Genomic DNA, 21,095 nt, shown 5'->3' on the forward strand with positions numbered 1-21,095 from the left:
TCCCCGCCCCCTCCCGCCTCCCCGCCCACCCCGTTGATCAAGGAGTTTGTGTCCGGGAACGGCGTTCAGGCTGACGCAAACTCCTTGGTCAACTCCGGCATGGGGGTGGCGGCGGGGCACCGGGGCGGGTTTGCCGGGCGGGCCGTGCGGTGGCTGGTGCCGGTGGTGTCCGTCGCCGGGATCGCGGTGGCGCTGGCCGGGCCGGCCGCGTACGCGATGCAGACCGCTTCCACCCCGCACAGCGGTGCCATTCCGAGCGCCGGACCGGCCGGAGCGGGGGGCTTCGGCGGCCCGGGTGGCCCGGGCGGGCGGATGCCGGGCGGCGGGGACGGGCAGTTCCCCGGTCGCCCGGGCGGCGGGAACGGGCAGTTCCCGGGCTTCCCGGGCTTCCCGAACGGCACCGGCTCCAGCGGCACGGGTCCGGACGGCACCGGCCCGGGCGGCGGGGCGAACGCCGGCGGATTCCCCGGCTTCCCGGGCGGTGGTTCGGCTCCGGGCGCGCCCGGCGGCACCGGTCAGGACGGCGGCGCCGGTCCGGAGGGTGGCCCGGGACCGGACGGCCGGGGGCAGCGCGGCGGCGGCATGGGCGGGCTGCTCGACGCCCGCGAGCCGAGCGCCGAGATGACCGCGCTGCTCACCGCCGACGCCGACGACTACACCTGGGTCGCCGCCACGGTCGGCTCGAACAACGCCTCCGGCTACCAGCTGGCCACCGGGCGGCCGGTCATGCCGATCGGCGGCTTCAACGGCAGCGATCCGTCGCCGACGCTCGCCCAGTTCCAGCGGTACGTCGCCGACGGGCGGATCCACTACTTCCTCGGCGGCGGCGGGTTCCGGGCCAACGGCGGCAGCAACGCCTCGGCCGAGATCGCCGCCTGGGTCGCCGAGAACTTCACCGCGACCACCGTCGACGGCGTGACCGTGTACGACCTGAGCAGCGGAAAGCAGGGCTGAGCGATGACTGACACGTACGCGCCCCGGGCCGCCGTGCGGGCCCGGCCCGCCGCCGGCAGCGCGGTGCTGGACGTGGTGGTCCCGGTCTACAACGAGGAGACCGACCTCGGTCCCTGCGTCCGGCGGCTGCACGCGCACCTGACCGCGCACTTCCCGTACCCGTTCCAGATCACGGTGGCCGACAACGCCAGCGTGGACGGCACCCCGGAGGTTGCCCGGGCGCTCGCCGACGAGCTGCCCGAGGTGGGGGTGCTGCGCCTGGACGAGAAGGGCCGTGGGCGGGCGCTGCGCGCCGCGTGGTCGGCCTCGCCCGCGCCGGTGCTCGCGTACATGGACGTGGACCTGTCCACCGACCTGGCCGCGTTGCTGCCGCTGGTGGCGCCGCTCATCTCCGGGCACTCGGACCTGGCCATCGGCACCCGGCTGGCGCGGACCAGCCGGGTGGTCCGGGGCGCCAAGCGGGAGGTGATCTCGCGCGGCTACAACCTGCTGTTGCGCGGCACGCTCGCGGCGCGGTTCTCCGACGCCCAGTGCGGGTTCAAGGCGATCCGCGCCGACGTGGCGGCCGGGCTGCTGCCGCTGGTACGCGACACCGGCTGGTTCTTCGACACCGAGCTGCTGGTCCTGGCGCAGCGGGCCGGGCTGCGCATCCACGAGGTGCCGGTGGACTGGGTGGACGACCCGGACAGCCGCGTCGACATCGTCGCCACCGCGCTGGCCGACCTGCGGGGCATCGGCCGGCTGGGCCGGGCGCTGGCCACCGGGGCGCTGCCGCTGGCGCAGCTGCGCGCCCAGCTCGGCCGGGGACCGTTGCCGGCCCCGCCGGCGCGTGTGCCGGCCGGCCTACCGCGCCAGCTCGTCCGGTTCGCCGCGGTGGGCGTGGCGAGCACGCTCGCGTACCTGCTGTTGTTCCTGCTGGCCCGCGGACCGCTCGGGGCGCAGCCGGCGAACCTGCTGGCGTTGCTGCTCACGGCGGTGGCGAACACGGCGGCCAACCGGCGGCTCACGTTCGGGGTCAGCGGCCGGCGGCACGCCGGCCGCCACCACCTCCAGGGCCTGCTGGCGTTCGCGCTGGGCCTGGCCCTGACCAGCGGCTCACTGGCCCTGCTGCACGCCGCCACACGCCCGAGCCGCAGCCTGGAGCTGGTGGTGCTGGTAGCGGCCAACCTGGCCGCGACAGCCCTGCGCTTCCTCCTGCTCCGCCTGGCCATGCACCACCGCCCCTGACCCACCCCGAACACCCCGTCGATCATGAGGTTGGCGGCGCGACACGCCGGGCGCCGGCACCGTCAACTTCATGATCGACGGGGCGGGTGGCAGGGTTGGGGGCGTGTACCGGGAGTGGGGGGCGGCGGGGGTTCCGGGCGCGGTGCTGTGGGGCAGCGTGTCCGGCGGGGGTGAGACGCGGGTGCTGCCGGACGGGTGCCTGGACCTGCTCTGGTCCAGCCGGTCCGGGCTGCTGGTGGCCGGTCCGGACCGCACCGCGCACCTGTCGCGGTCCGCGCCGGGGGACCGGTGGATCGGGCTGCGCCTGCCGCCGGGCACCGGCCCGGCCGTGTTCGGCGTGCCCGCCGAGGAACTGCGCGACCGCCGCGTCCCGCTGGCCGACCTGTGGGGCCGCGCCGCCGCCGAGGTGACCGAGCGGGTCGAGGCGGCGCTGGCCGCGCCGGGCGCCGGTAGCGCCGCCGGGGTGCTCACCCGGGTCGCCCGCGACCGGCTGCGTGCGGCCGGCGGCCCCGACCCGGTCGGCGCGCGTGTCGCCGCCCGCCTGGCCGCCGGGGCCACCGTCGCCGCGACCGCCGCCGAGGTCGGCCTCGGCGCGCGGGCCCTGCACCGCCGCAGCCTGACCCTGTTCGGGTACGGCCCGAAGACGCTCGCCCGCATCCTGCGGATGCGCCGGGCGCTGGACCTGGCCCGCGCCGGCGCGCCGCTCGCCGAGGTGGCCGCGCGCAGCGGGTACGCCGATCAGGCCCACCTGACCCGCGAGGTGCGGGAGCTGGCCGGGGTGCCCCCGTCGCGGCTGCTCGCCCCGGCCACCGCCTGACCGGCCGCCTTTCAGTCGCCCGCCGGCAGCGGGGCGAACAGGTCCACGCCGTTGCCGTCCGGGTCGTGCAGGACCGCGTACCGCTGGCCCCAGAACGCGTCCCACGGGGGCAGCTCCCCGTGGTGGCCGGCGGCGGTCAGCTCGGCGTACCAGCGGTCCACCTCGGCCGGGTCGGCGCACCGGAAGGCCAGGCTCATCCGGTTGTTGCCGCCGGACGGGTCGAAGTCGGGGTGGAAGCTGCGGATCACCTCGACCGTGTCCCAGGCCAGCCGTACGCCGTTCGGCAGGGTGACCTCCACGTGCCCTTCCGTCTCGGCGCCGGCCGGGATCGGCAGCCCCAGCCGCCGGTAGAAGTCGAGTGTGCGGGCCATGTCGGTGACCACGGCCCCGACCAGATCGAACTGCGGTGTCATGGCGTCACGGTAGGCGCGACCGGTCCGGCCCGTCTTGAACGGATCGGACGGGGGACGAGTGGCCGGTGTGGCCCCGCGTGCGACGCCCGAGGCGTTACGGTGGGGGACAAGTCCGGCGCGAAGCACGAAAGCTCGCATTCCGGGCGCGCACTGACGACCGGCGACGGAAGGAAGCAGCCGTGACCCACCTGGCCTACCTGGACGCGGGATCGGGCAGTCTCATCGTGCAGGCGGTGGTCGGCGGCGTGGCCGGAGTGGCCGTGGCCGCCAAGCTCTACTGGCGCCGCCTGGTGTCCCGGTTCCGCCGCCAGCCCAGCGACCAGGGCCCCACGGCGTGACGGTCCCCGACACCGGCGTCCGCGTCGAGCCCGGCTCCTTCCGCGACCCCGGCAACCGGGTGTTCCACCGGGGCGAGGAGGTGCTGCGCGGGCTCGACGAGCGCTCCGCCCGGGACTGGCGTGCGCTGTCCGTCACCGACTTCTTCCGCCGCGCGGCCGAGCGGGGGCAGATCGTCGCCACCGAGGAGCTGACCCCGACCCCCGTCGACACGCGGTGGGCTGCGGTGCTGCGGCACGAGCGGATCCCGTTCGTCTCGCACCCCTACGAGTGGTCGTACGCGATGCTGCGCGACGCCGCGTTGCTGCACCTCGACGTGCTGCGCGCCGCCCTGGAGGCCGGCTTCACCACCAAGGACGGCTCGGCGTACAACGTGCAGTGGCGCGGCGCGCGACCCGTCTTCATCGACGTCGGCTCGTTCGAGGCGCTGCGCGACGGCGAGCCCTGGGCCGGCTACCGGCAGTTCTGCCAGACGCTGCTCTACCCGCTGCTGATCCAGGCCCACCTCGGGCTGGACTTCCAGCCGTTCCTGCGGGCCCGCGTCGACGGCGTCGAGCCGGACCAGATGCGCCGGCTGTTCGGCGGCGCCCGGCGCTGGCGGGCCGGCGTGCCCACCCACGTGCACCTGCACGGCGCGATGCAGGCCCGCAACTCCGCCGCGAGCACCACCGACGTCCGCGCCCAGTTGCGCGCCGCCGGCTTCTCCCGCGAACTGGCGCTGGCCACGGTACGCGGGCTGACGAAACTGGTCCGCCGCCTCGACCACCGGCCCGGCGACAGCCACTGGGCGGACTACCAGCGCACCTGCGCGTACTCGGTGCCGGACCGGCAGGCCAAGGAGGAGTTCGTCGACCGCGCGGTGGCCGCCACCGGCGGCGGCTCGGCGCTGGACCTGGGCGCCAACGACGGCCGGTACGCCCGCATCGCCGCCCGGCACGCCACGCACGTCGTCGCGGTCGAGCAGGACCCGGCGGTGGTCGACACGCTCTACCGCGCGCTGCGCGACGAGGGCGAGACGCGGATCCTGCCGCTGGTGATGGACCTGGCCGACCCGTCGCCCGGCGGCGGCTGGCGCGGCGTCGAGCGGGCCGCGTTCGCCGACCGGGCCCGCGCCGACGTGGTGCTCGCCCTGGCCGTCGTGCACCACCTGGCGATCGGGCGCAACGTGCCGCTGCCCGAGGTGCTGGACCAGCTCACCGCGCTCACCGCCACCGGCGGCAGCCTGGTGGTGGAGTTCGTCCACCCGGACGATCCGATGGCCCGCCGCCTGCTCGCCAACAAGCCCGACGGCCTGTTCCCGGACTACCGGCGCGACGCCTTCGAGGCGCTGCTGGCCCGCCGGGGCCGGGTGGTCGCCCGCACCGAGCTGCCGTCCGGCACCCGGACGCTCTACCAGGTGGTGGTGGGTGGCTGAGCGCACCCTCGCGCCACCCCGGGACCACACGGCCGGCCCGGACCGGCGGGAACGCCCGCCCTGGTGGCGGTCCGAGCTTGCGCGGCTGGCGGAGGTGACGGCGCTGGTCGGGCTGGTGGTGACCCAGCCGCTGCTCGACGTGCTCGGCCGCAGCCCCGACTTCTTCCTGTTCCACCGCGCGTCCCGGGGCGACGTGCTGCTCCTGGTCGCCCTGATCGCGCTCGCGCCGACGGTACCGTTCGCGCTGCTCGGCGCGCTGGCAGTGCCCGCCGGACGCCTTATCCGGGCCGCCGTGCACACCACCTTCGTCGGCCTGCTGCTCGCCGCGCTGGCCGTCCAGGCCGGCCGGCACGTCACGCCGCTTCGGGGCGTACCCCTGCTTGTCGCCGCCGGTGTGGCCGGAGCCGCCGGGGCGGCCGCGCACCGGCGGTGGCGGGCGCCCCGGCGGGTGCTGCGGGTGGCCGCCGCCGGGCCGCTGGTGTTCGTCGGGTTGTTCCTGTTCGCCTCGCCCGCCTCGGCGGTGGTGCTGCCGCGCGGCGAGGGCGGCGCGGCCGGGATCGCCGGCGCGGGCGCGCACCCGCCGGTGGTCATGATCGTGCTGGACGAGCTGCCGCTGGTCTCCCTGCTCGGCCCGGACGGACGCATCGACGCCGAACGCTACCCGAACTTCGCCGCGCTCGCGGCCGGGTCGACGTGGTACCCCAACGCCACAGGCGTCAGCGGCTGGACGCCCTACGCGCTGCCGGCGATGCTCACCGGGCGCTACCCGGAGCAGGGCGCGGCGCCGCACTACTCGCAGTACCCGGACAACCTGTTCACCGCGCTCGGGGGCCTCTACCGGATCAAGGCCGAGGAGAGCATCACCCGGCTCTGCCCGCCCAGCCGCTGCGAGCAGGCCACCACGCCGGAGCAGGGGCTCGGGGTGCTGGTCCGGGAGAGCGGCAAGCTGATGGGCCGGATCGCCGCGCCGGTGGACAGCCGCGTCGACCCGGAGGACTCCTACCGCGAGCGGACCGCCGCCGAGGCCGGGCTGGACGCCGCCGAGCCGGTGCCGGACGACCCCAAGTTCCGCTGGGACACCCTCGACGACAACCAGCCGGCTCGGTTCACCTCGTTCCTCGCCGGGCTGCGCCCCGACCCCCGGCCCACGCTGCACTTCCTGCACCTGCTGATGCCGCACTCGCCGTGGGCGTACCTGCCGTCCGGGGCGCACTACGCCGCGCCGGAGGACCTGCCCAACGACGGGACCGGCTGGGTCGACCTGGCCCGCGCCCGGCACCTGGCCCAGCTCGGCTACACCGACCGGCTGATCGGCGAGACGCTGCGGACGCTGCGCGCCACCGGCCTCTACGACAAGGCGCTGGTGGTGGTCACCGCCGACCACGGGGTGAGCTTCCGGCGGGACTGGCAGGGGCGGGGGATGGACGCCATCGAGCACGCCGCCAACGAGGTGGCCTGGGTGCCGATGTTCGTCAAGGAACCCGGCCAGCGCGCCGGCCGGGTGGACGACCGCAACTGGGAGCACGTGGACCTGCTGCCCACGATCGCCGACGAGACCCACATGCGGGTGCCCTGGCAGATGGACGGCCGGTCGGCCAAGGCGGCCCCGCGCGAGCGAGCCGACAAACGCTTCTACGACCGCCCCGGCCAGCCGGTGACGATCACCGGCGGGGTGCCCGCCCCGCTCCCGCCGCCGGCCGCTGATCCGCTCGTCGGGACCCGGGTCGGGAACGTGCCGGTGGGCGGGTCCGCCACGGTGGCGAACCGGGACGCGTTCGACGCGGTCGACCCGGCGCGCGGCGGCCTGCCCGCGCTGGTCTGGGGGACGGTCCCGGACGACGTGCCCGACGGGACACGGCTCGCCGTCGCGGTGAACGGCACGGTCGGGGCGGTGGCGCCGGTGGTGCCCCCGGACGCCGGTGGCCGGCGGTTCGCGGCGTTCCTCCCCGACGACCGGCTCTTCGCCGCCGGCGCCAACCGGCTCGACCTCTACCGGGTCGGCGACGACGGGGCGCTGCGGCGGCTCACGCTGTCGTGACGGGCCCCCGGCCGGCGCCCATGGTCGCGCTCCCAACCGGTTTCCGGACCGCCTGGCCGGGAAACAGGTGACGCACACCTCACCCCGAAACCATGACGAGCGGTGTTCTCCGCGCCGTGATTACGGTAGAAGCGAAGGCAATTCAACGAAGATCTTGCCGGCGAAGCGAGGAACAGATGACGGAAGTCAAGCTCGACCACCCCGGTGGGCAGCTGTCGATGCCGGTGCAGTCCGCGGTTGAGGGCCCCGCCGGGATAGGGGTGAGCAAGCTGCTCAAGGAAACCGGGATGACCACGTACGACCCCGGTTTCGTGAACACCGCGTCCTGCTCGTCCGCCATCACCTACATCGACGGTGATGCCGGCATCCTGCGGTACCGGGGTTACCCGATCGACCAGTTGGCCGAGAAGTCCTCCTTCCTGGAGGTCTCCTACCTGCTGATCTACGGCGAGCTGCCGACCCAGGCGCAGCTGTCGGAGTTCAGCGAGCGGATCCGGCGGCACTCGCTGCTGCACGAGGAGATGCGCCGGTTCTTCGACGGCTTCCCCCGTGACGCGCACCCGATGGCCGTGCTCTCCTCGGCCGTCAGCGCCATCTCCACCTTCTACCAGGACAGCCTGGACCCGTTCGACTCCGAGCACGTGGAGATGTCCACGGTGCGGCTGATGGCGAAGGTCCCGACCATCGCCTCGTACGCGTACAAGAAGTCGATCGGGCAGCCGCTGCTGTACCCGGACAACTCGCTCGGCTACGTCGAGAACTTCCTGCGGATGACGTTCGGTGTGCCGGCCGAGCCGTACGAGGTCGACCCGGTGGTGGCCCGGGTGCTGGACATGCTGTTCATCCTGCACGCCGACCACGAGCAGAACTGCTCCACCTCCACCGTGCGGCTGGTCGGCTCCAGCAACGCCAACCTGTTCGCCTCGGTCTCGGCCGGCGTGAACGCGCTGTTCGGCCCGCTGCACGGCGGCGCCAACCAGGCCGTGCTGGAGATGCTCCAGAAGATCCAGGCCGACGGCGGCGACGTCCGCTCCTTCGTGCAGAAGGTGAAGGACAAGCAGGACGGCGTGAAGCTGATGGGCTTCGGGCACCGGGTCTACAAGAACTACGACCCGCGTGCCGCCATCGTGAAGAAGGCCGCCCAGGACGTGCTCGGCCGGATGTCCAAGCCGGACCCGCTGCTCGACCTCGCGGTGCAGCTGGAGGAGATCGCGCTCGCCGACGACTTCTTCGTGTCCCGCCGGCTCTACCCGAACGTGGACTTCTACACCGGTCTGATCTACAAGGCCATGGGCTTCCCGACGAAGATGTTCACGGTGCTGTTCGCGCTGGGCCGCCTGCCCGGCTGGATCGCGCAGTGGCGCGAGATGATCAACGACCCGGAGACCAAGATCGGTCGCCCGCGGCAGATCTACACCGGCGCCACCGAGCGGGCGTACGTCCCCGCCGACCAGCGCTGAGGTGTAAGGAAGGGCCCCTTCTTAACGCCTCCGGTAGAGGAGGGGCCCCCTTTTAACACGCGGACGACGAAGGCCGCCGACCCGAGCAGGGTCGGCGGCCTTCGTCGCGTGCGCGGGGGTGCGGGGCGTTAAGAAGGGGCCCTTCCTCTACCGCAGGCGTTAACAGGGGGCCCTTCCTTACCGCAGGCCGGCGGCGGTGAGGAGGTTGCCCTCGGGGACGCGCGGCGTGGGCCGGCCGTGTGTCATGCGGTGCTGGGCGCGGGCGGCGGTGAACGACGGGTCGCCGGCGATCGCGGCGGCGTACGCGGCAGCCGTGCGGGACGCGATGGCCGCCCAGCCGTACCGCTCGTGGACCATGGCGCGGGCCCGCCGGGCGAGCACGCGGGCCCGGTCCCGGTCCGACAGCAGCGCGTGCACCGCCTCGACGAGCCCGTCCGGGTCGTGCGGGGCGAACGTCATCCCGGTGACGCCCGGCTCGACGATCTCGGCCAGCCCACCGGTACGGGCCACTGCCAGCGGCGCGCCCGCGGCGGCCCCCTCCAGCGCCACCATGCCGAACGGCTCGTAGATGCTGGGCACCGCGAAGCAGTCCGAGGCGGCCATCACCGCGGGCAGGTCGGCGCCGCCGAGGAACCCGGGCATGCTGACTGTGCCGCCCAGCCCGAGGCGGTGCACCTCGGCCTCCAGGTCCGCCCGGTACGGCCCGTCGCCGACGATCACCGCGCGCAGGCCGGGGTGCCGGTCGCGCAGCCGGGGCAGCCCGGCCAGCAGGTGCTGTACGCCCTTTTCGTACACCAGGCGACCGGCGAACGTGACCAGCGGGCCGTCGGCGGCGAACCGGGTCCGGGCGGCGGCGACCGCCGACGCGGGCACCCGCCAGCGGTGCGGCTCGACGCCGTTGGGCACCACGTCGACGCGGGCGGCGTCCACGCCGAACAGCGCGCCCACCTCGTCGCGCATGTAGCCGGAGCACACGATCACGCGCCCGGACTCGCCGGCGAGCCAGTGCTCGACGCCGTGGATGGTGCGGTTCATCTCCTCCGGCAGCCAGCCCTGGTGCCGGCCCGCCTCGGTGGCGTGGATGGTGGTCACGAGCGGCACGTCCAGGTGCTCGCGCAGCGTCATCGCGGTGTGCGCGACGAGCCAGTCGTGGGCGTGGATCACGTCGTAGGCGCCGGACGAGGCGGCGCGCAGCGCGGCCCGCGTCAGCGTGTGGTTGAACGCCATCGTCCAGGCCAGCAGTGACCCGGTGGCCAGGGGGAAGGTGACCGGGTCCTCGGCGGCGCGGACGATACGGACGCCGTCGGCGTACTCCTCCAGGGGAGCGCCCTCGGCGTGGCGGGTGACGACCGTGACCTCGTGCCCGGCGGCGGCCAGCGCCACGGACAGCGCGTGGACGTGGCGGCCGAGCCCGCCGACGAGCACCGGCGGGTACTCCCACGACAGCATCAGGATGCGCCGGGTCCGGGGCCCGGCCCCGGCCGGCGACGGCGGGGCCGGGCGGGAGGTGAGAGTGGGCCGGTGGAGCCGGTCCGTCGCGGTGGCGGGCTGCGCGCCGACCCGCAGAGTGGTCACGTCGATCTCCGTCCATGCAGGGTGAGGCACGCCGGCAGCGGTGGCGGCGTCGAGCGGTGGTCAGGAGCGACCGGACGGCCGGCCGGGCGCCGGCACCAGCTCGCCGACGACGGCCTGGCCGGATACCGATCGCGGGCCACCGGGAGGGTGCTGACGTCGATCGGCAACCGGAACCGTCCAGTCACCCTGCCAACCTACTGTGCCGGATCCTCTCGCGCGCGGTGAGCGATCCTCATCACTCTCCGACGCCTCCGCGCACATGGGACGGTCACGGGAACGGGTGCGGATACGGGTTGATCTCCTCCGGGACGAGCGGTTCGGCCCGGTGTCCGAGCCGGACCGGCAGCTCGCGCAGCCGGGGCAGGTCGACGCGCCGGTTGCGGTGACCGAACGTCATCGGCAGCAGCCCCGGGATCAGCACCTTCACGCTGGTGAGGCCGACGGCCTCCTGCTCGCGGGCGGTCTGGTCGACGACCACCACGTCCAGGCCCTCGTCGAGGTAGCGTCCGGTCACGTGCCGCAGGTCGTCGAGCAGGTCCGCGGCCGGGCGGTAGCGCGCCGCCGGTGGGAACGCCTCCGCCATGGACCGGATCTCGTCGCGCTCGTACAGGAACGCGAAGCGCGGCCAGGCGTCCGGGTCGGCCGCCGCCAGCAGGTGGTCCTCCATGGTCCGGACCAGGTCGGAGTCGGCGACCAGGCCGGGGGCGGTGGTGTCCTCGGCGACCATCTCCCGGGTGGCCTCGGCGACGCTGGCGAGCTCCACCAGCGCGGACCACAGGGCGCGCTCCGGGTCCAGGTGCGCCCCGGCGCCGCAGAACGCCCGGGGACGTCCCGGCCGCACCTCGTCGTCGACGAGCATCAGCCAGACCGCCGGGACGCCTTCGGGCATGGTGATGTCGAAGACGTCCAGGCGGCTGCCGGTGGTGCGCTGGATCCAGTCGACGAGCACGCGGGTCATCGGGTCGGCGGAGGTCATCGGGTCCACGCGCGGCACCGGTAGCCGGGCGTACCAGGTGGACAGGAAGGCGTCCCGTTCGGCGACTTCGAAGATGCCGTGCAGGATCGCCTCTTCGAGGTTCGCGCCCAGCGCGCAGCCGTTTGAGCACTCCGGACCGAAACCCGTGCCGTGCGAGCCGTAGTAGGCGAAGGTCTCCGGCACCAGCACCGGGCCGCCGCGCCGGAACGAGTACGCGTACACCCATTCCACGGGCCGGTCCGGGTCGTATGCGACCGCGTGGTCGTCGGGCGGCGCGGGCGGCAGCCCGAACTCCGTCGGCTCGACGGCCCGCCGCGGTCCGAGCTCGCGGAACGAGGCGCGGGTGACGGTACGGCGGGCGCGTGGCACGTTGCCGCCGAGCCGTTCCAGCGCCTCGGCGACGGCGACGGCCACGCTCGCCGGGTAGGTGAAGGTCCGGCCGTAGCCGGCCAGTTCACCACAGCACAACGGGCCACCGATCGCGCCGGCGAGGACCATCGGATGGTTGTGGTGGACGGTGATCGACGACAGCAGCCCGGTCTCCTCGTCGTGCAGCGCCGCCAGCAGGGCGAGGTGCTCGTCGGGAAGGCTGCGGGCCCGGTAGTCGTCCGGTGCCCGCTTCGGCCGGGACGTCAGCGTGAAGGTGCCGGCGGCCGGGCCGTCGTCCGGCAACGGGCCGCACACCGGGCAGCCGGGTTCGGGGACGAACCGGTGCCGCTTGACGGCCATCGAGGCCGTGGCGACCTCCAGCACCGCTTCCGCGCACCGGCCGTCGCCGCCCTGCGCGACCCGGCGCAGCTCGTCGGCCACGAGCGCGGCGACCGCGGCGCGTACCGGCGGGCCGAGGACGGGCCGGGCGGGCTGCACGGTGCCGTCGTAGAGCCCCTGCCACAGCGCGGACCGGTGCGGTGTCCCGGTGGTCCGCGCCCGGCGTTGCCGCACCTGGAGGCAGTGGTGGCAGCCCGGCCGGCCGGGTGTGACGAACGGGCCGATCCGTACGCCGCGCGGCGTGGTGTACACCGGCAGGAAGGACCGGCCGGCGTCGGCGGCAGCCCGGGCGGCCACGTCGACGTCCTCCGGTGGCCCGTCGACGACGAAGACGTCGACGTCGGTGACCGGGGCGGCGCCCAGCGCCTGTTCCACCGCCCGGCGCAGGGCGCCGACGCCGAGGATCCGCAGGCCGGGACGCGGCGCCACGTCGGACGGGGCGGGGACGGCCGGTGTGGTCGTGACGTCGGTCATGCGCTGCTCCCCGCTCGTGGCGACCACGCCGCCCTGATCATGAACGGCATCACCCGCTGCGCCCCGGGCAGCGAGTCGGCGGGCCGCACCAGCAGCGACCGTCCGTCCCGTGCCAGCTCGCGCAGCAGCGGCGGCAGCGCCGTGTCCCAGTCGTGGCCGCCCACGTCCGGCCCGATCTCGGCGCCGTCCGGGCGGCGTCCGGTCAGGACGGCGACCGCCGCCTGCATCGCGTTCGCCAGGGCGGTGTCCGTGTCGGTGGCGCAGCTGCGGGCGACCCATCCGCCGCCGACGGCGACGAACACGGTCGGGGTGCTCGATCCGTCGTGCCACGCCCGCGGCTCGTGGCCGAGGAGGGCCAGCTCGTGTGCCATGACGCGGGTCGGCTCCGGCCACCGCGCCCGGTCGAGCCAGCCGCCGGGCGGCCCACCGTCGGCGACCTCGGGTGGGGTCGCGGCCGCGCGTCGCAGTTTCAGGATCGCCCGGCCGCGCGCCTCCGCCCAGGTGTGACCGCCGGCGATCACTACGCCGTCCGGCCGTGCGTCGACGACAGCGCCACGCGCGGTGTCCCACCACACCGTGGCGGCGTCGCCGGCGCAGGCCCGGGCCGCGAGCGTCTCCAGTGCCGCCGTGGCGGCGCGCAGCAGCGCCTGCTCCCGGCTTGCGCCGACGGCGGTGAGCAGCCGCGGTGCGCCGCCGGCCAGGTCCACGACCGTCGCCTCGACGCAGCTGACCGAGATCTGCGAGTGGGCGCCGGTGTCGATGGCCAGCAGCGGGCCCAGCCGCGCGTCGACCAGGAACGGCATCCGGGCGACGAACTCCTCGACGCCCACCGGCGTGCGGGCGGCCATCGCGTCGACGTGCGCGGCGAGATCGGCGTACGGGGCCGGGGGCCGGCAGGAGCGGCAGCGGGGGTGCACGTCGAGCAGATGCTCGCTGGTCACAGCGGTTTCCAGGTCCACGCGGGTCATCCGGTTCGTCGCGGTGGTCTCCGCTCCCATCCGGTGGCGCAGGTACGCGAACCCGAGCGCCGCGCCGATCAGGCCGCAGACCGGCCCCGACAGCCACTCGGACGTCGTGTCGGGCTCGTCGGCGTCACCCGGGGGGAGCCCGGCGCCCTGCCGGCTGAGCAGGCCGCACTCCCAGCAGCCGCCGGTGACGCCGCCGCCGGTCGGGCCGATCCACGCCTCCGCGCCGCCGGGCACCGCGTGCAGGACCGGCACCCCGATCGCCCGGGCCGCCCGGTTCAGCCGCGTCGCCCGCCCGGCCATCGGACGGGCGGCGCAGTGCAGCACCGCGTCGTACCCCGTCAGCAGGCCGGCGAGCCCCTCGTCGGTGTCGAGGGCGGCGGCCGCGTCCAGCAGCGTCAGCCCGGTCGTCGGATCCTCGGCTCGACGCCGCTGCACGATCCGCCGGAAGCCGTCGCGTTCGGTGCCGGTCTCGGTGGTCTCGACCAGCGAGGCCGTACGCAGCCCGAGTTCGAACAGCGTCTGGACGAGCGCGAGCATGCCGGCGCCGGCGCCGACGAGCAGCACCCGCCCGTCGCGGAACGCCTCGAAGCGGCTCAGCGGCGCGTCGGTGACGTGCTCGGCGAACGCGATCGAGTCCCGGTAGGTGTCGAGTTCCCAGTCCCGCAACGTGTGTGGCGGCTCGCTGTCGAGGTCGCGGGCGATGCCCCGCCGCACCAGCATCCGGACCAGGTCGGTGACGAGCTGCCGCTGCGCCGGGGGCAGACCCGCGGTCAGCGCCTGAACCGTGCGGGTGCCGTCCAGATGCGGGGCGAGCCGCTGCACGAGGCCGTACGCCGACGCGCCCGCCAGGTGCGTGCCGGCGAGTCCCGTCTCCAGGTACACGCCGTCGTCGACCGGCACGTACATCAGGTCGTCGCGGAGCTTGACCCTCACGCGGCCCCCTCCTTCCGCAGGTGTCCCATCCGCACCGCGACCGCGCGTCCGGCGTCGGTGAACGCCTGCCGGCCGTGCAGGTACCGGGAGTTGTCCACGACCAGCACGTCACCGGACCGCCACGGCACCGCCACCGTCAGCCGCGCGGCGACGTCCGCGGCGGTGGCCACGAGGTCCTCGGGCACCGGCGCGCCGGTACCGGAGCGCACCCGCAGCCGCCGGTCGTGGTACTCGCCGGGCTGAGGGCGGCTGATGAACAGCGAGTTGCAGAACGCCGGCACACCTTCGAAGAGGGTCGGTGGCGTGCACCGGGTGCCGAAGCCGACAGTCATCGCGTCCTCGTCCACGTCGATGTGGATCGACTCCCACGGCCGCAGGTACGGCTCCCACTGCCGCAGCATCCGCTCCGCCGCCGCCGGGTCGGTCGTGCCGCACATCCGCTGCCACACCGGTGTGGGCAGCTCGCTCTCCCAGCGCAGCGTCAGTTCCTCGCAGGCGGCGCGGACCGTGGCGGGCAGGGCGGCCAGCAGCGCGAGACCGTCGCACAGCGTCGTGGCCCCGCCGTCGGCGGCGGGCCGCTCGCACCGGAACATCAGCAGGTCCGGCGCGCCGGGCGCGTACGACGCCTCCCGGTGCAGCGGCATGCCCTGCGTTCCCCGGGTGACTGTGGTCGTCGTCGGGTCACCGCCGATCACGTCCCGCTCGTCGTGGAACCCGCCCTGGTACGGCGACGCGGTCATCAGCGCGTCGCCGAGCGCGACGTAGTCCTCGTGCCGCCACCCGCCGCGCAGCAGCACCGCGCCGTGCTCGGCGACCGCCGCGAGCACCGCGTCCGGCGTGGGGGTGCCGACGAGCGCCGGAACGTCCTGTTCAGCCATGAGGGTTCCCTTCGGTGAGATGGGCCGCCAGCACCCCGGGACGCGGCGCGGGCGTGCCGACCAGCAGTTGTGTCAGCGGGGACGCCCCGTCCGGCAGGCCGAGCCGGGCGGCGACCGCGTCGGCGGTGAGGCCGCCCAGCGCCCGGCTCGCCGCGCCGGTCGCGGTGGCGGCGAGCCCGGCCAGGTGAAGGGCCACACCGGCGAGCAGGTGCAGCCGGTGGAACGAGGCCGGGGAGAGCTGGTCGACGGGCCGGCTCCCGGCGTGCACCAGGTAGAGGGTCGCGCCGCGGGTGACCATCCGGCGGTCGACCCGGTGCGGGTACGCCGCCGCGTCGTCGGCCGCTCCCGGCGGCCCGGTCGGCACCAGCCGGTGGTGCGGCTGGTAGCGGTACGCGTCCGCCGGGATGCCGTCGACGGCCCGGGCGAGGCACCAGAGCTCCGGGTACAGCGGCTGCCGGGCCAGCGCCGCCAGGGCCGGCGAACCGGCCCGGCCGGCGGCGCAGGCCAGGATGTCGGCGACCTGCCCGGCGGTCAGCCCCGGGCCGAGGTTCGCGGCGGAGGCGCGGCGGGCGGCGGCCGCGACCAGGTCGAGCGGCCGGGCCGGCGGCAGGTCCAGCGCCCGGCCCGCCGCCGGACCCACCGGAAGGCGGTCCGCCGGGAGGCGCCGGGCCGGGACGCCGTCGGCCGGAAGACGGTCGGCCGAGGGTGGCTCGGCGTCGGCGTACCGGTCGTACCTTGCCCGGTGCAGCGCCACCGCGCTCGGATGGGCGGCGTCGTGGCCGAGCCGGTCGTGGTCCAGCCCGGTCGCCGGGGGCGGCCCGCCGGATGCGAGCGGTGTCCCGGGGACGTCCGCGTGCGCGGGGAACTCGATCGCCGCGTAGAGGGCCTCCAGTTCGGCGTCGAGTCCGAGCAGCTCACCGGCGAGCGCCGGATCGAGGTCCAGGCGCGGTGTCGCGTCCACCGGCGACGTGAGCAGCTGGGCCAGCAGGACACCGGAGTCGACGATGCCCAGCCGGTAGCCGAACGCCCCGTACTTGCTGGTGTTCTTCCACGGCCGGTGGGTCAGCAGCAGCGCGTGCCGGGGCGCCGCCGCGACCCCGAGGAGCCGGTCGAGCCGGGCGGCCGGGCTGCCCGGGCGCAGCAGTTCCAGGCAGTGGTGCGGCGGGTCGTAGTGGTAGACGCCGGCCGCGAGGTCGGGGGAGCCGGCCCAGGCGAGGTAGATCTCGTTGGGGTGGAACGCCCCGCCGGAGGGCACCGACCGGCGCAGCGTGTGCCAGCCGGGCAGCAGCCGCGACGGCGTGCGCGTGTCCGACGGGGCGCCGGTCAACGCGGACAGTCCGGCCAGCGTGATCGTCTCCGCCCGGCGTGGCGCGTACCCGAGCAGCATCGCGCTGAGCCGGTCGAGGCAGCCGTCGCCGAGCGGCACGGACCCCGGGCCGGGCCACCGCAGCGGCCGGCGGGTCGCGCCCGGGTACCGCTTGCCGCACGGCGGCAGGTACGCCGTCGGCTGCCCGGTGTCGTCCCGCACCGCCGCCAGGTACTGGCCGGCGACGCCGGCCCGCGAGGCTGCCATCTCAGCTGCCCGCGCTCTCGTACCGGCGCAACCCGGCCCGGAAGACCGCCCACGCCCCGGCCGCGCAGGCCGCCGCGACGACCGGGGTGAGCGCGCCCGCCGTGGTCGAGGCGCCCTTGTCCAGCAGCGCGGCCGTCGGGAAGTAGCCGACGAACGCGACGGGTACGAGCGTCAGCAGCGAGCGCAGGCCGGTGCCGTACAGGGTCAGCGGATAGCGGGCCAGATCGCCCAGGGTGTGCACGCTCGCCGCGAGCGAGCTGGACGGGCTCAGCAGCCAGAAGACGACAGCGTTGGTGGCCAGGTTGACCGCCAGCTTGACCAGCACCCCGCTGACGAGCAGCACCACCGCCCAGAGCACCGTCAGCGGCGTCCAGGCCAGGTCGAGGTGGACGGCCGCGGCGCCGAGCAGCGCCGCGCCGAACCCGACGTTGCCGAGGCCGTTGAACCCGACCGCGTTGCCGGTGACCTGGAGCACCACCGGGTAGGGCCGGACCAGCAGGTAGTCCAGCAGGCCGAGGTTGACCAGGCCGCCGAGATGCCAGGTCCCCTCGAACAGCAGGGAGCCGACGCCCTCGGCGAGCATCACCATGGCGCAGACGTACAGCACCTCCCAGCGGGTCCACCCGCCGAGCGCGGTCACCTGCCGGAACACCATCACCACGAAGACCAGCCCGGCGAGCTGACCGAGCACCGTCGCCCCGATGGTCAGGAGCGCGTCGGCGCGGTACTCGAGCACCGCCCGCAGATGCGCGCCGAGCAGCCGGCGGTAGATCCGTGCCTCGTGCATCATCGGCCGGTCACCCGCCGTGCGCGGTCAGCCGCCGCACGCCCGCGGACCACAGCAGCCGGGCCGCGCCCCACAACACCAGAACCCAGAGCAGTTGTACGCCGATCAGCGTCACCGCCTCGGCGCCCCGTACCTGCCCCAGGTAGATCAGCGCCGGGGTGGAGACGATGCCGGGGAACGGGGAGAGCTGGCAGACGACCTGGAGCCAGCCGGGGAACAACGCGATCGGCACCAGCGCCCCGGAGAGGATGTTGGTGACCGCCACCCGGGACAGGCTCAGCCCGTGGAAGTTGCCGGTCCAGAAGCACAGCAGCCCGACGAGGTAGACCAGGCCGAACTTCAGCGGCACCACCGCCAGCAGGCTGAGCAGGAACAGCCCGGCCTGCCCGGCGGCGGGCAGCGCGGCGCCGCCGAACGCCGACACCAGCGTCGCCGCCATCACCGCCACCGTCAGCACCTCACCGACGACGTATCCGAGCGACAGCGCGAAACGCGAGAGCTGGTAGTCGATCGGCCGGACCAGGTCGAGCGCCACGGTGCCGTGCAGCACCGGGCCGGCGATCTGCGCGTCGGTGAAGCTCGACAGCAGCGCCCCGGTCAGGAACGCCACCACCAGGTAGCCCTTCATCTGCTCCCAGGACAACCCGCCCACCTCGCCGCCGGCCGCGCCGGCGAAGACCGCCTGCCAGACCGCGAACAGCGCCACTGTCTGCACCACGACCCCGGTGAGCTGGAGGAGGAACTCGCCCCGGTAGATCAGCAGCGTCGACCAGGACATCCGGGCCAGCGTCAGGTACGCCCTCATGCCGGCACCGACGGGCTCAGCTCGCCGGCGTACGCCCGGCGCACCACGTCCTCGATGGACGGCTCGTCGATCCGGATGTCCACCACCGGCGCCCGGCGGGCGACCACCGAGACGATCTCGCCCGCGCCGTACGCGCCGTGGTCGAACGTGACGGCGATCTGCCGTGCCGACCCGTCGTGGACCAGCCGGACGCCCGGCAGGTCGGCGTCGAGGTCGCCGTGCCAGTCGGCGCCGAGCGTCAGGTGCACGGTCCGCTGGTCGGCGACCAGCCGGCGGACGGCGTCGATCGAGCCGTCGAAGATGATCCGGCCCCCGTCGATGATCACGAGCCGGCGGCAGACCTGCTCGATGTCACCGATGTCGTGCGTGGTCATCAGCACCGTGGTCCCGCTCGCGCGCTGGGCCCGCAGGAAGTCCCGGACGGCCTGCCGGGCGACGATGTCCAGCCCGATGGTCGGCTCGTCGAGGAACACCACGGGCGGTGCGTGCAGCAGCGCGGCGGCCAGGTCGGCTCGCATCCGCTGGCCGAGCGAGAGCTGCCGGGCGACCACCGGCAGCAGCCGGCCGAGCCCGAGCAGCGCGTCGAACTCCTCCAGGCGTGCCGCGTACCGGGCCCGGGGGATGCGGTGGATGTCGCGCAGCAGCGCGAGGGAGTCGCGGACCTGCAGGTCCCACCAGAGCTGGCTGCGCTGGCCGAACAGCACGCCGATGTTGCGGGCGTTGGCGTGCCGGTCGCGGTGCGGGTCGAGGCCGCAGACGCGTACCCGCCCGGCGGTGGGGTGCAGGATGCCGGTGAGCAGCTTGACCGTCGTCGACTTCCCGGCGCCGTTGGGCCCGACGTACGCGACCGCCTCGCCGGCGGAGATCGACAGGTCGACGCCGTCGACCGCCACGTGCTCGACGTGTCGTGGCCGTACGAGATGGCGCAGCGAGCCGCGCAGGCCCGGCTGCTTGTCGGCGATCCGGAACCGCTTGGTCAGGCCACTGGCCTCGATCACTGGCATCGGCGTTGTCGTTCCCGGTCAGCCGGCCGCGACGGCGGCACGGTGGTGCGGGCGCAGCCGCAGCACCGTGCCGAGGCCGTCGACCTCGGTCAGGGTGGTCTCGAACGCGGCGCCCATGACCCGGCCGAGGTAGCCCAGGCTCGCCGGGTCCGGGTCGAACCGCGCCGAGAGCTCCGCGCCGGTGGAGACCAGGTGCACCTCGTCGGCGAGGGCACCGGCGACGTTGACGAACTGGCACAGGTCCTCCCAGTAGAGGTACCGCCAGAAGTCGACGCTGACCACGGCGTCCAGGCTGTCCGCGGCGACCGGTGGCCTGATCCCGACCAGGTGGAAGTTGGCCGGACCGGCCGGCGCCCCGTAGTCGTAGGTCAGCGCGCCGTCGGGCAGCCCGGCCTCGGCGCTGCCGGTGCCGACCCACAGCACCCGGTCGCCGGGCAGGCGACCGGCGAGCCGCTGCACCGCCGGCCCGATCCGGCACCAGGAGCGGCGTACGCAGTCGTCCATCGCCCGGCGGTAGTGCACCACCCGCTCGGCCGCGCGGGCCACGTCCACCGGCCCGGCGAACTCCCACTCCACGACCGGGTACTTGAGCGCGACCCGATCCAGGTTGTCCATGAAGTCGTTCCAGTTCTGGATGACGTTGCGGTGGTGCGGCAGGTGGTAGACGGCGGCCAGGTCGTCGTAGGCGAAGTTGCGGTTGAGTACGCCGAGGTGCGCGTGCACCCGGTAGAACAGCTCCATGTCCTCCAGGCCCCAGCGCAGGCCGAAGCCCTCGTCGAAGCCGCCGACCGCCTCGAACACGTCCCGGCGCACCGAGGCGTTGTGGGTGAAGCAGAACAGCCACCCGGCCAGCAGCCAGTCGTCGCCGGACGGTCCCTCCTCGGTCCCGAACCGCATGTCGCCGCCGCCGCGCCCACGCAGCCGGGGTACGGGCATGGTCGGCTGGTCGGCCAGCGCCGCGTGCACGTGCTCGATGCCGGTCTCGTCGCGCCGGCCCATCAGCACCGCCGGCGCGGACGGGTCGCGGTGGTGGTCGAGGTGGCGGCGCAGCAGGTCCGGCGTGGCGTACGAGTCGGCGTCGAGGAACAACAGCAGCGGCGCGGTCGCCCGGCGCGCGGCCTCGTTGCGGGCCGCCGCCCGGCCGCCGCGCTCGGGCCGTTCGACGAAGTGCAGGCGCAGCCCCTTGCCGGCGTCGGCGATGCCGGCGTACTGGCTGCCGTCCCCGCCGTCGCGGACGACGATGACCTCGAAGCGGTCCGGGTCCAGCGTCTGACGCCGCAGCGACCGCAGCGTGAGCTCCAGGCAGGGGGCGTCCGCGTGGGTGGGGATCACCACGCTCAGCTCGACGGCTCGACCGGGTTCAACGCTCATCTGACGTACCTCTCCGCTTGTCCCACGAGCCGGGCCACCGGCCGCGCTGACGATGGGACGGAGCCGCCGGCGATCGCCGGCGGCTCCGCGATGATCAGTGGCAGTTGACGCAGCACCACTGGATCGGCCGGCCCTGGCACGCGGCGCCGCCGCAGGAGCCCTTGCCCATGGCGGACGGGTCGGTCAGCGTGATCCCGCCGCCCGTCGGCATGGCGTACAGCCCTGCCGACGCCTCGTCGCCGGCGCCCGACCAGGAGACCGCTGTGGTGTCCAGGTCGGACAGGTCGATCGACAAGTTCCTGCTTTCACCCATCGATTCATCCT

Annotated in this window: 17 protein-coding genes and 1 pseudogene; 7 read left to right on the forward strand and 11 right to left on the reverse strand. The window is 74.8% G+C overall.

The genetic code is table 11. The features are described from left to right. The 3 genes and pseudogenes from KBX43_RS15810 to KBX43_RS15820 form a co-directional block, all read left to right on the forward strand. Window positions 1-954 (forward strand): annotated as a pseudogene (locus KBX43_RS15810) (glycosyl transferase); the annotation flags it as partial. 3 nt (window positions 955-957) lie between these two features. Beyond that, window positions 958-2,181 carry a dolichyl-phosphate beta-glucosyltransferase gene (locus tag KBX43_RS15815; protein ID WP_113973780.1) on the forward strand — a complete coding sequence of 408 codons (1,224 nt, stop codon included), beginning with the start codon at window positions 958-960 and terminating at the stop codon, window positions 2,179-2,181. A 103-nt stretch (window positions 2,182-2,284) separates the two neighbouring features. Further along, window positions 2,285-2,998, forward strand: a complete 714-nt coding sequence (locus KBX43_RS15820) for a helix-turn-helix domain-containing protein (protein ID WP_113973778.1) — start codon at window positions 2,285-2,287, stop codon at window positions 2,996-2,998. Between the two features lie 11 nt (window positions 2,999-3,009). On the opposite strand, the gene KBX43_RS15825 is transcribed toward KBX43_RS15820, so the two are convergent. Continuing rightward, window positions 3,010-3,411, reverse strand: a complete 402-nt coding sequence (locus KBX43_RS15825; protein ID WP_043324537.1) for a VOC family protein — start codon at window positions 3,409-3,411, stop codon at window positions 3,010-3,012. 179 nt (window positions 3,412-3,590) lie between these two features. On the opposite strand from KBX43_RS15825, the gene KBX43_RS15830 reads away from it, so the two are divergent. The 4 genes from KBX43_RS15830 to KBX43_RS15845 all read left to right on the forward strand — a co-directional run bounded on the left by KBX43_RS15830 (window position 3,591) and on the right by KBX43_RS15845 (window position 8,659). Further along, entirely contained in the window at window positions 3,591-3,749 is a 159-nt protein-coding gene (locus tag KBX43_RS15830) for a hypothetical protein (RefSeq protein WP_166456093.1), read from the forward strand. Beyond that, window positions 3,746-5,161 (forward strand): bifunctional 2-polyprenyl-6-hydroxyphenol methylase/3-demethylubiquinol 3-O-methyltransferase UbiG, encoded by a 1,416-nt coding sequence (locus KBX43_RS15835; RefSeq protein WP_210885130.1) that lies wholly within the window; start codon window positions 3,746-3,748, stop codon window positions 5,159-5,161. The genes KBX43_RS15830 and KBX43_RS15835 overlap by 4 nt, the downstream gene beginning before the upstream one ends. Then, window positions 5,154-7,199 carry a sulfatase-like hydrolase/transferase gene (locus KBX43_RS15840; RefSeq protein ID WP_210885132.1) on the forward strand — a complete coding sequence of 682 codons (2,046 nt, stop codon included), beginning with the start codon at window positions 5,154-5,156 and terminating at the stop codon, window positions 7,197-7,199. Before KBX43_RS15835 ends, KBX43_RS15840 begins: the two co-directional genes overlap by 8 nt. A 176-nt stretch (window positions 7,200-7,375) precedes the next feature. Then, on the forward strand, window positions 7,376-8,659 hold the full coding sequence (locus tag KBX43_RS15845; RefSeq protein WP_064446152.1) for a citrate synthase: 1,284 nt from the start codon (window positions 7,376-7,378) through the stop codon (window positions 8,657-8,659). Between the two features lie 177 nt (window positions 8,660-8,836). Here KBX43_RS15845 and KBX43_RS15850 read toward each other — a convergent pair whose 3' ends face one another. From KBX43_RS15850 to KBX43_RS15895, 10 genes are all read right to left on the reverse strand, one after another. Then, window positions 8,837-10,234 carry a glycosyltransferase family 4 protein gene (locus KBX43_RS15850; RefSeq protein ID WP_210885140.1) on the reverse strand — a complete coding sequence of 466 codons (1,398 nt, stop codon included), beginning with the start codon at window positions 10,232-10,234 and terminating at the stop codon, window positions 8,837-8,839. A 268-nt stretch (window positions 10,235-10,502) separates the two neighbouring features. Next, on the reverse strand, window positions 10,503-12,452 hold the full coding sequence (locus tag KBX43_RS15855; RefSeq protein WP_209961654.1) for a TOMM precursor leader peptide-binding protein: 1,950 nt from the start codon (window positions 12,450-12,452) through the stop codon (window positions 10,503-10,505). Continuing rightward, window positions 12,449-14,353 (reverse strand): hypothetical protein, encoded by a 1,905-nt coding sequence (locus KBX43_RS15860; RefSeq protein ID WP_209961656.1) that lies wholly within the window; start codon window positions 14,351-14,353, stop codon window positions 12,449-12,451. The genes KBX43_RS15855 and KBX43_RS15860 overlap by 4 nt, the downstream gene beginning before the upstream one ends. After that, window positions 14,350-15,231 carry a TauD/TfdA family dioxygenase gene (locus KBX43_RS15865; RefSeq protein ID WP_069089836.1) on the reverse strand — a complete coding sequence of 294 codons (882 nt, stop codon included), beginning with the start codon at window positions 15,229-15,231 and terminating at the stop codon, window positions 14,350-14,352. Before KBX43_RS15865 ends, KBX43_RS15860 begins: the two co-directional genes overlap by 4 nt. Next, a complete protein-coding gene (locus KBX43_RS15870; protein WP_209961658.1) occupies window positions 15,224-16,804 on the reverse strand; it encodes a hypothetical protein in 1,581 nt (526 codons plus the stop codon). The genes KBX43_RS15865 and KBX43_RS15870 overlap by 8 nt, the downstream gene beginning before the upstream one ends. A 1-nt stretch (window position 16,805) precedes the next feature. Continuing rightward, entirely contained in the window at window positions 16,806-17,594 is a 789-nt protein-coding gene (locus KBX43_RS15875; RefSeq protein ID WP_245254740.1) for an ABC transporter permease, read from the reverse strand. A 7-nt stretch (window positions 17,595-17,601) separates the two neighbouring features. After that, on the reverse strand, window positions 17,602-18,396 hold the full coding sequence (locus KBX43_RS15880; protein ID WP_069089834.1) for an ABC-2 family transporter protein: 795 nt from the start codon (window positions 18,394-18,396) through the stop codon (window positions 17,602-17,604). Further along, window positions 18,393-19,400, reverse strand: coding sequence for an ATP-binding cassette domain-containing protein (locus tag KBX43_RS15885; RefSeq protein WP_209961660.1), 1,008 nt, complete (start codon window positions 19,398-19,400; stop codon window positions 18,393-18,395). Before KBX43_RS15885 ends, KBX43_RS15880 begins: the two co-directional genes overlap by 4 nt. An 18-nt stretch (window positions 19,401-19,418) precedes the next feature. Then, window positions 19,419-20,771, reverse strand: coding sequence for a glycosyltransferase family 2 protein (locus KBX43_RS15890; RefSeq protein ID WP_209961662.1), 1,353 nt, complete (start codon window positions 20,769-20,771; stop codon window positions 19,419-19,421). Window positions 20,772-20,865: 94 nt separating this feature from the next. Next, complete coding sequence (locus tag KBX43_RS15895) at window positions 20,866-21,084, reverse strand: hypothetical protein (RefSeq protein ID WP_113973761.1); 219 nt, start codon at window positions 21,082-21,084, stop codon at window positions 20,866-20,868. Window positions 21,085-21,095 lie beyond the last annotated feature (11 nt).

The sequence above is a fragment of the Micromonospora sp. C41 genome, assembly GCF_018070485.1.
GTDB classification, from domain to species: domain Bacteria; phylum Actinomycetota; class Actinomycetes; order Mycobacteriales; family Micromonosporaceae; genus Micromonospora; species Micromonospora chalcea.

Bases quoted from the DNA above. Each gene is read 5' to 3' on its own strand.
- KBX43_RS15855 (WP_209961654.1), bottom strand. From the start codon at position 12,452: ATGACCGACGTCACGACCACACCGGCCGTCCCCGCCCCGTCCGACGTG.
- KBX43_RS15815 (WP_113973780.1), top strand. From the start codon at position 958: ATGACTGACACGTACGCGCCCCGGGCCGCCGTGCGGGCCCGGCCCGCC.
- KBX43_RS15895 (WP_113973761.1), bottom strand. From the start codon at position 21,084: ATGGGTGAAAGCAGGAACTTGTCGATCGACCTGTCCGACCTGGACACC.
- KBX43_RS15875 (WP_245254740.1), bottom strand. From the start codon at position 17,594: ATGATGCACGAGGCACGGATCTACCGCCGGCTGCTCGGCGCGCATCTG.
- KBX43_RS15845 (WP_064446152.1), top strand. From the start codon at position 7,376: ATGACGGAAGTCAAGCTCGACCACCCCGGTGGGCAGCTGTCGATGCCG.
- KBX43_RS15825 (WP_043324537.1), bottom strand. From the start codon at position 3,411: ATGACACCGCAGTTCGATCTGGTCGGGGCCGTGGTCACCGACATGGCC.
- KBX43_RS15870 (WP_209961658.1), bottom strand. From the start codon at position 16,804: ATGGCAGCCTCGCGGGCCGGCGTCGCCGGCCAGTACCTGGCGGCGGTG.
- KBX43_RS15890 (WP_209961662.1), bottom strand. From the start codon at position 20,771: ATGAGCGTTGAACCCGGTCGAGCCGTCGAGCTGAGCGTGGTGATCCCC.
- KBX43_RS15865 (WP_069089836.1), bottom strand. From the start codon at position 15,231: ATGGCTGAACAGGACGTTCCGGCGCTCGTCGGCACCCCCACGCCGGAC.
- KBX43_RS15880 (WP_069089834.1), bottom strand. From the start codon at position 18,396: ATGAGGGCGTACCTGACGCTGGCCCGGATGTCCTGGTCGACGCTGCTG.
- KBX43_RS15885 (WP_209961660.1), bottom strand. From the start codon at position 19,400: ATGCCAGTGATCGAGGCCAGTGGCCTGACCAAGCGGTTCCGGATCGCC.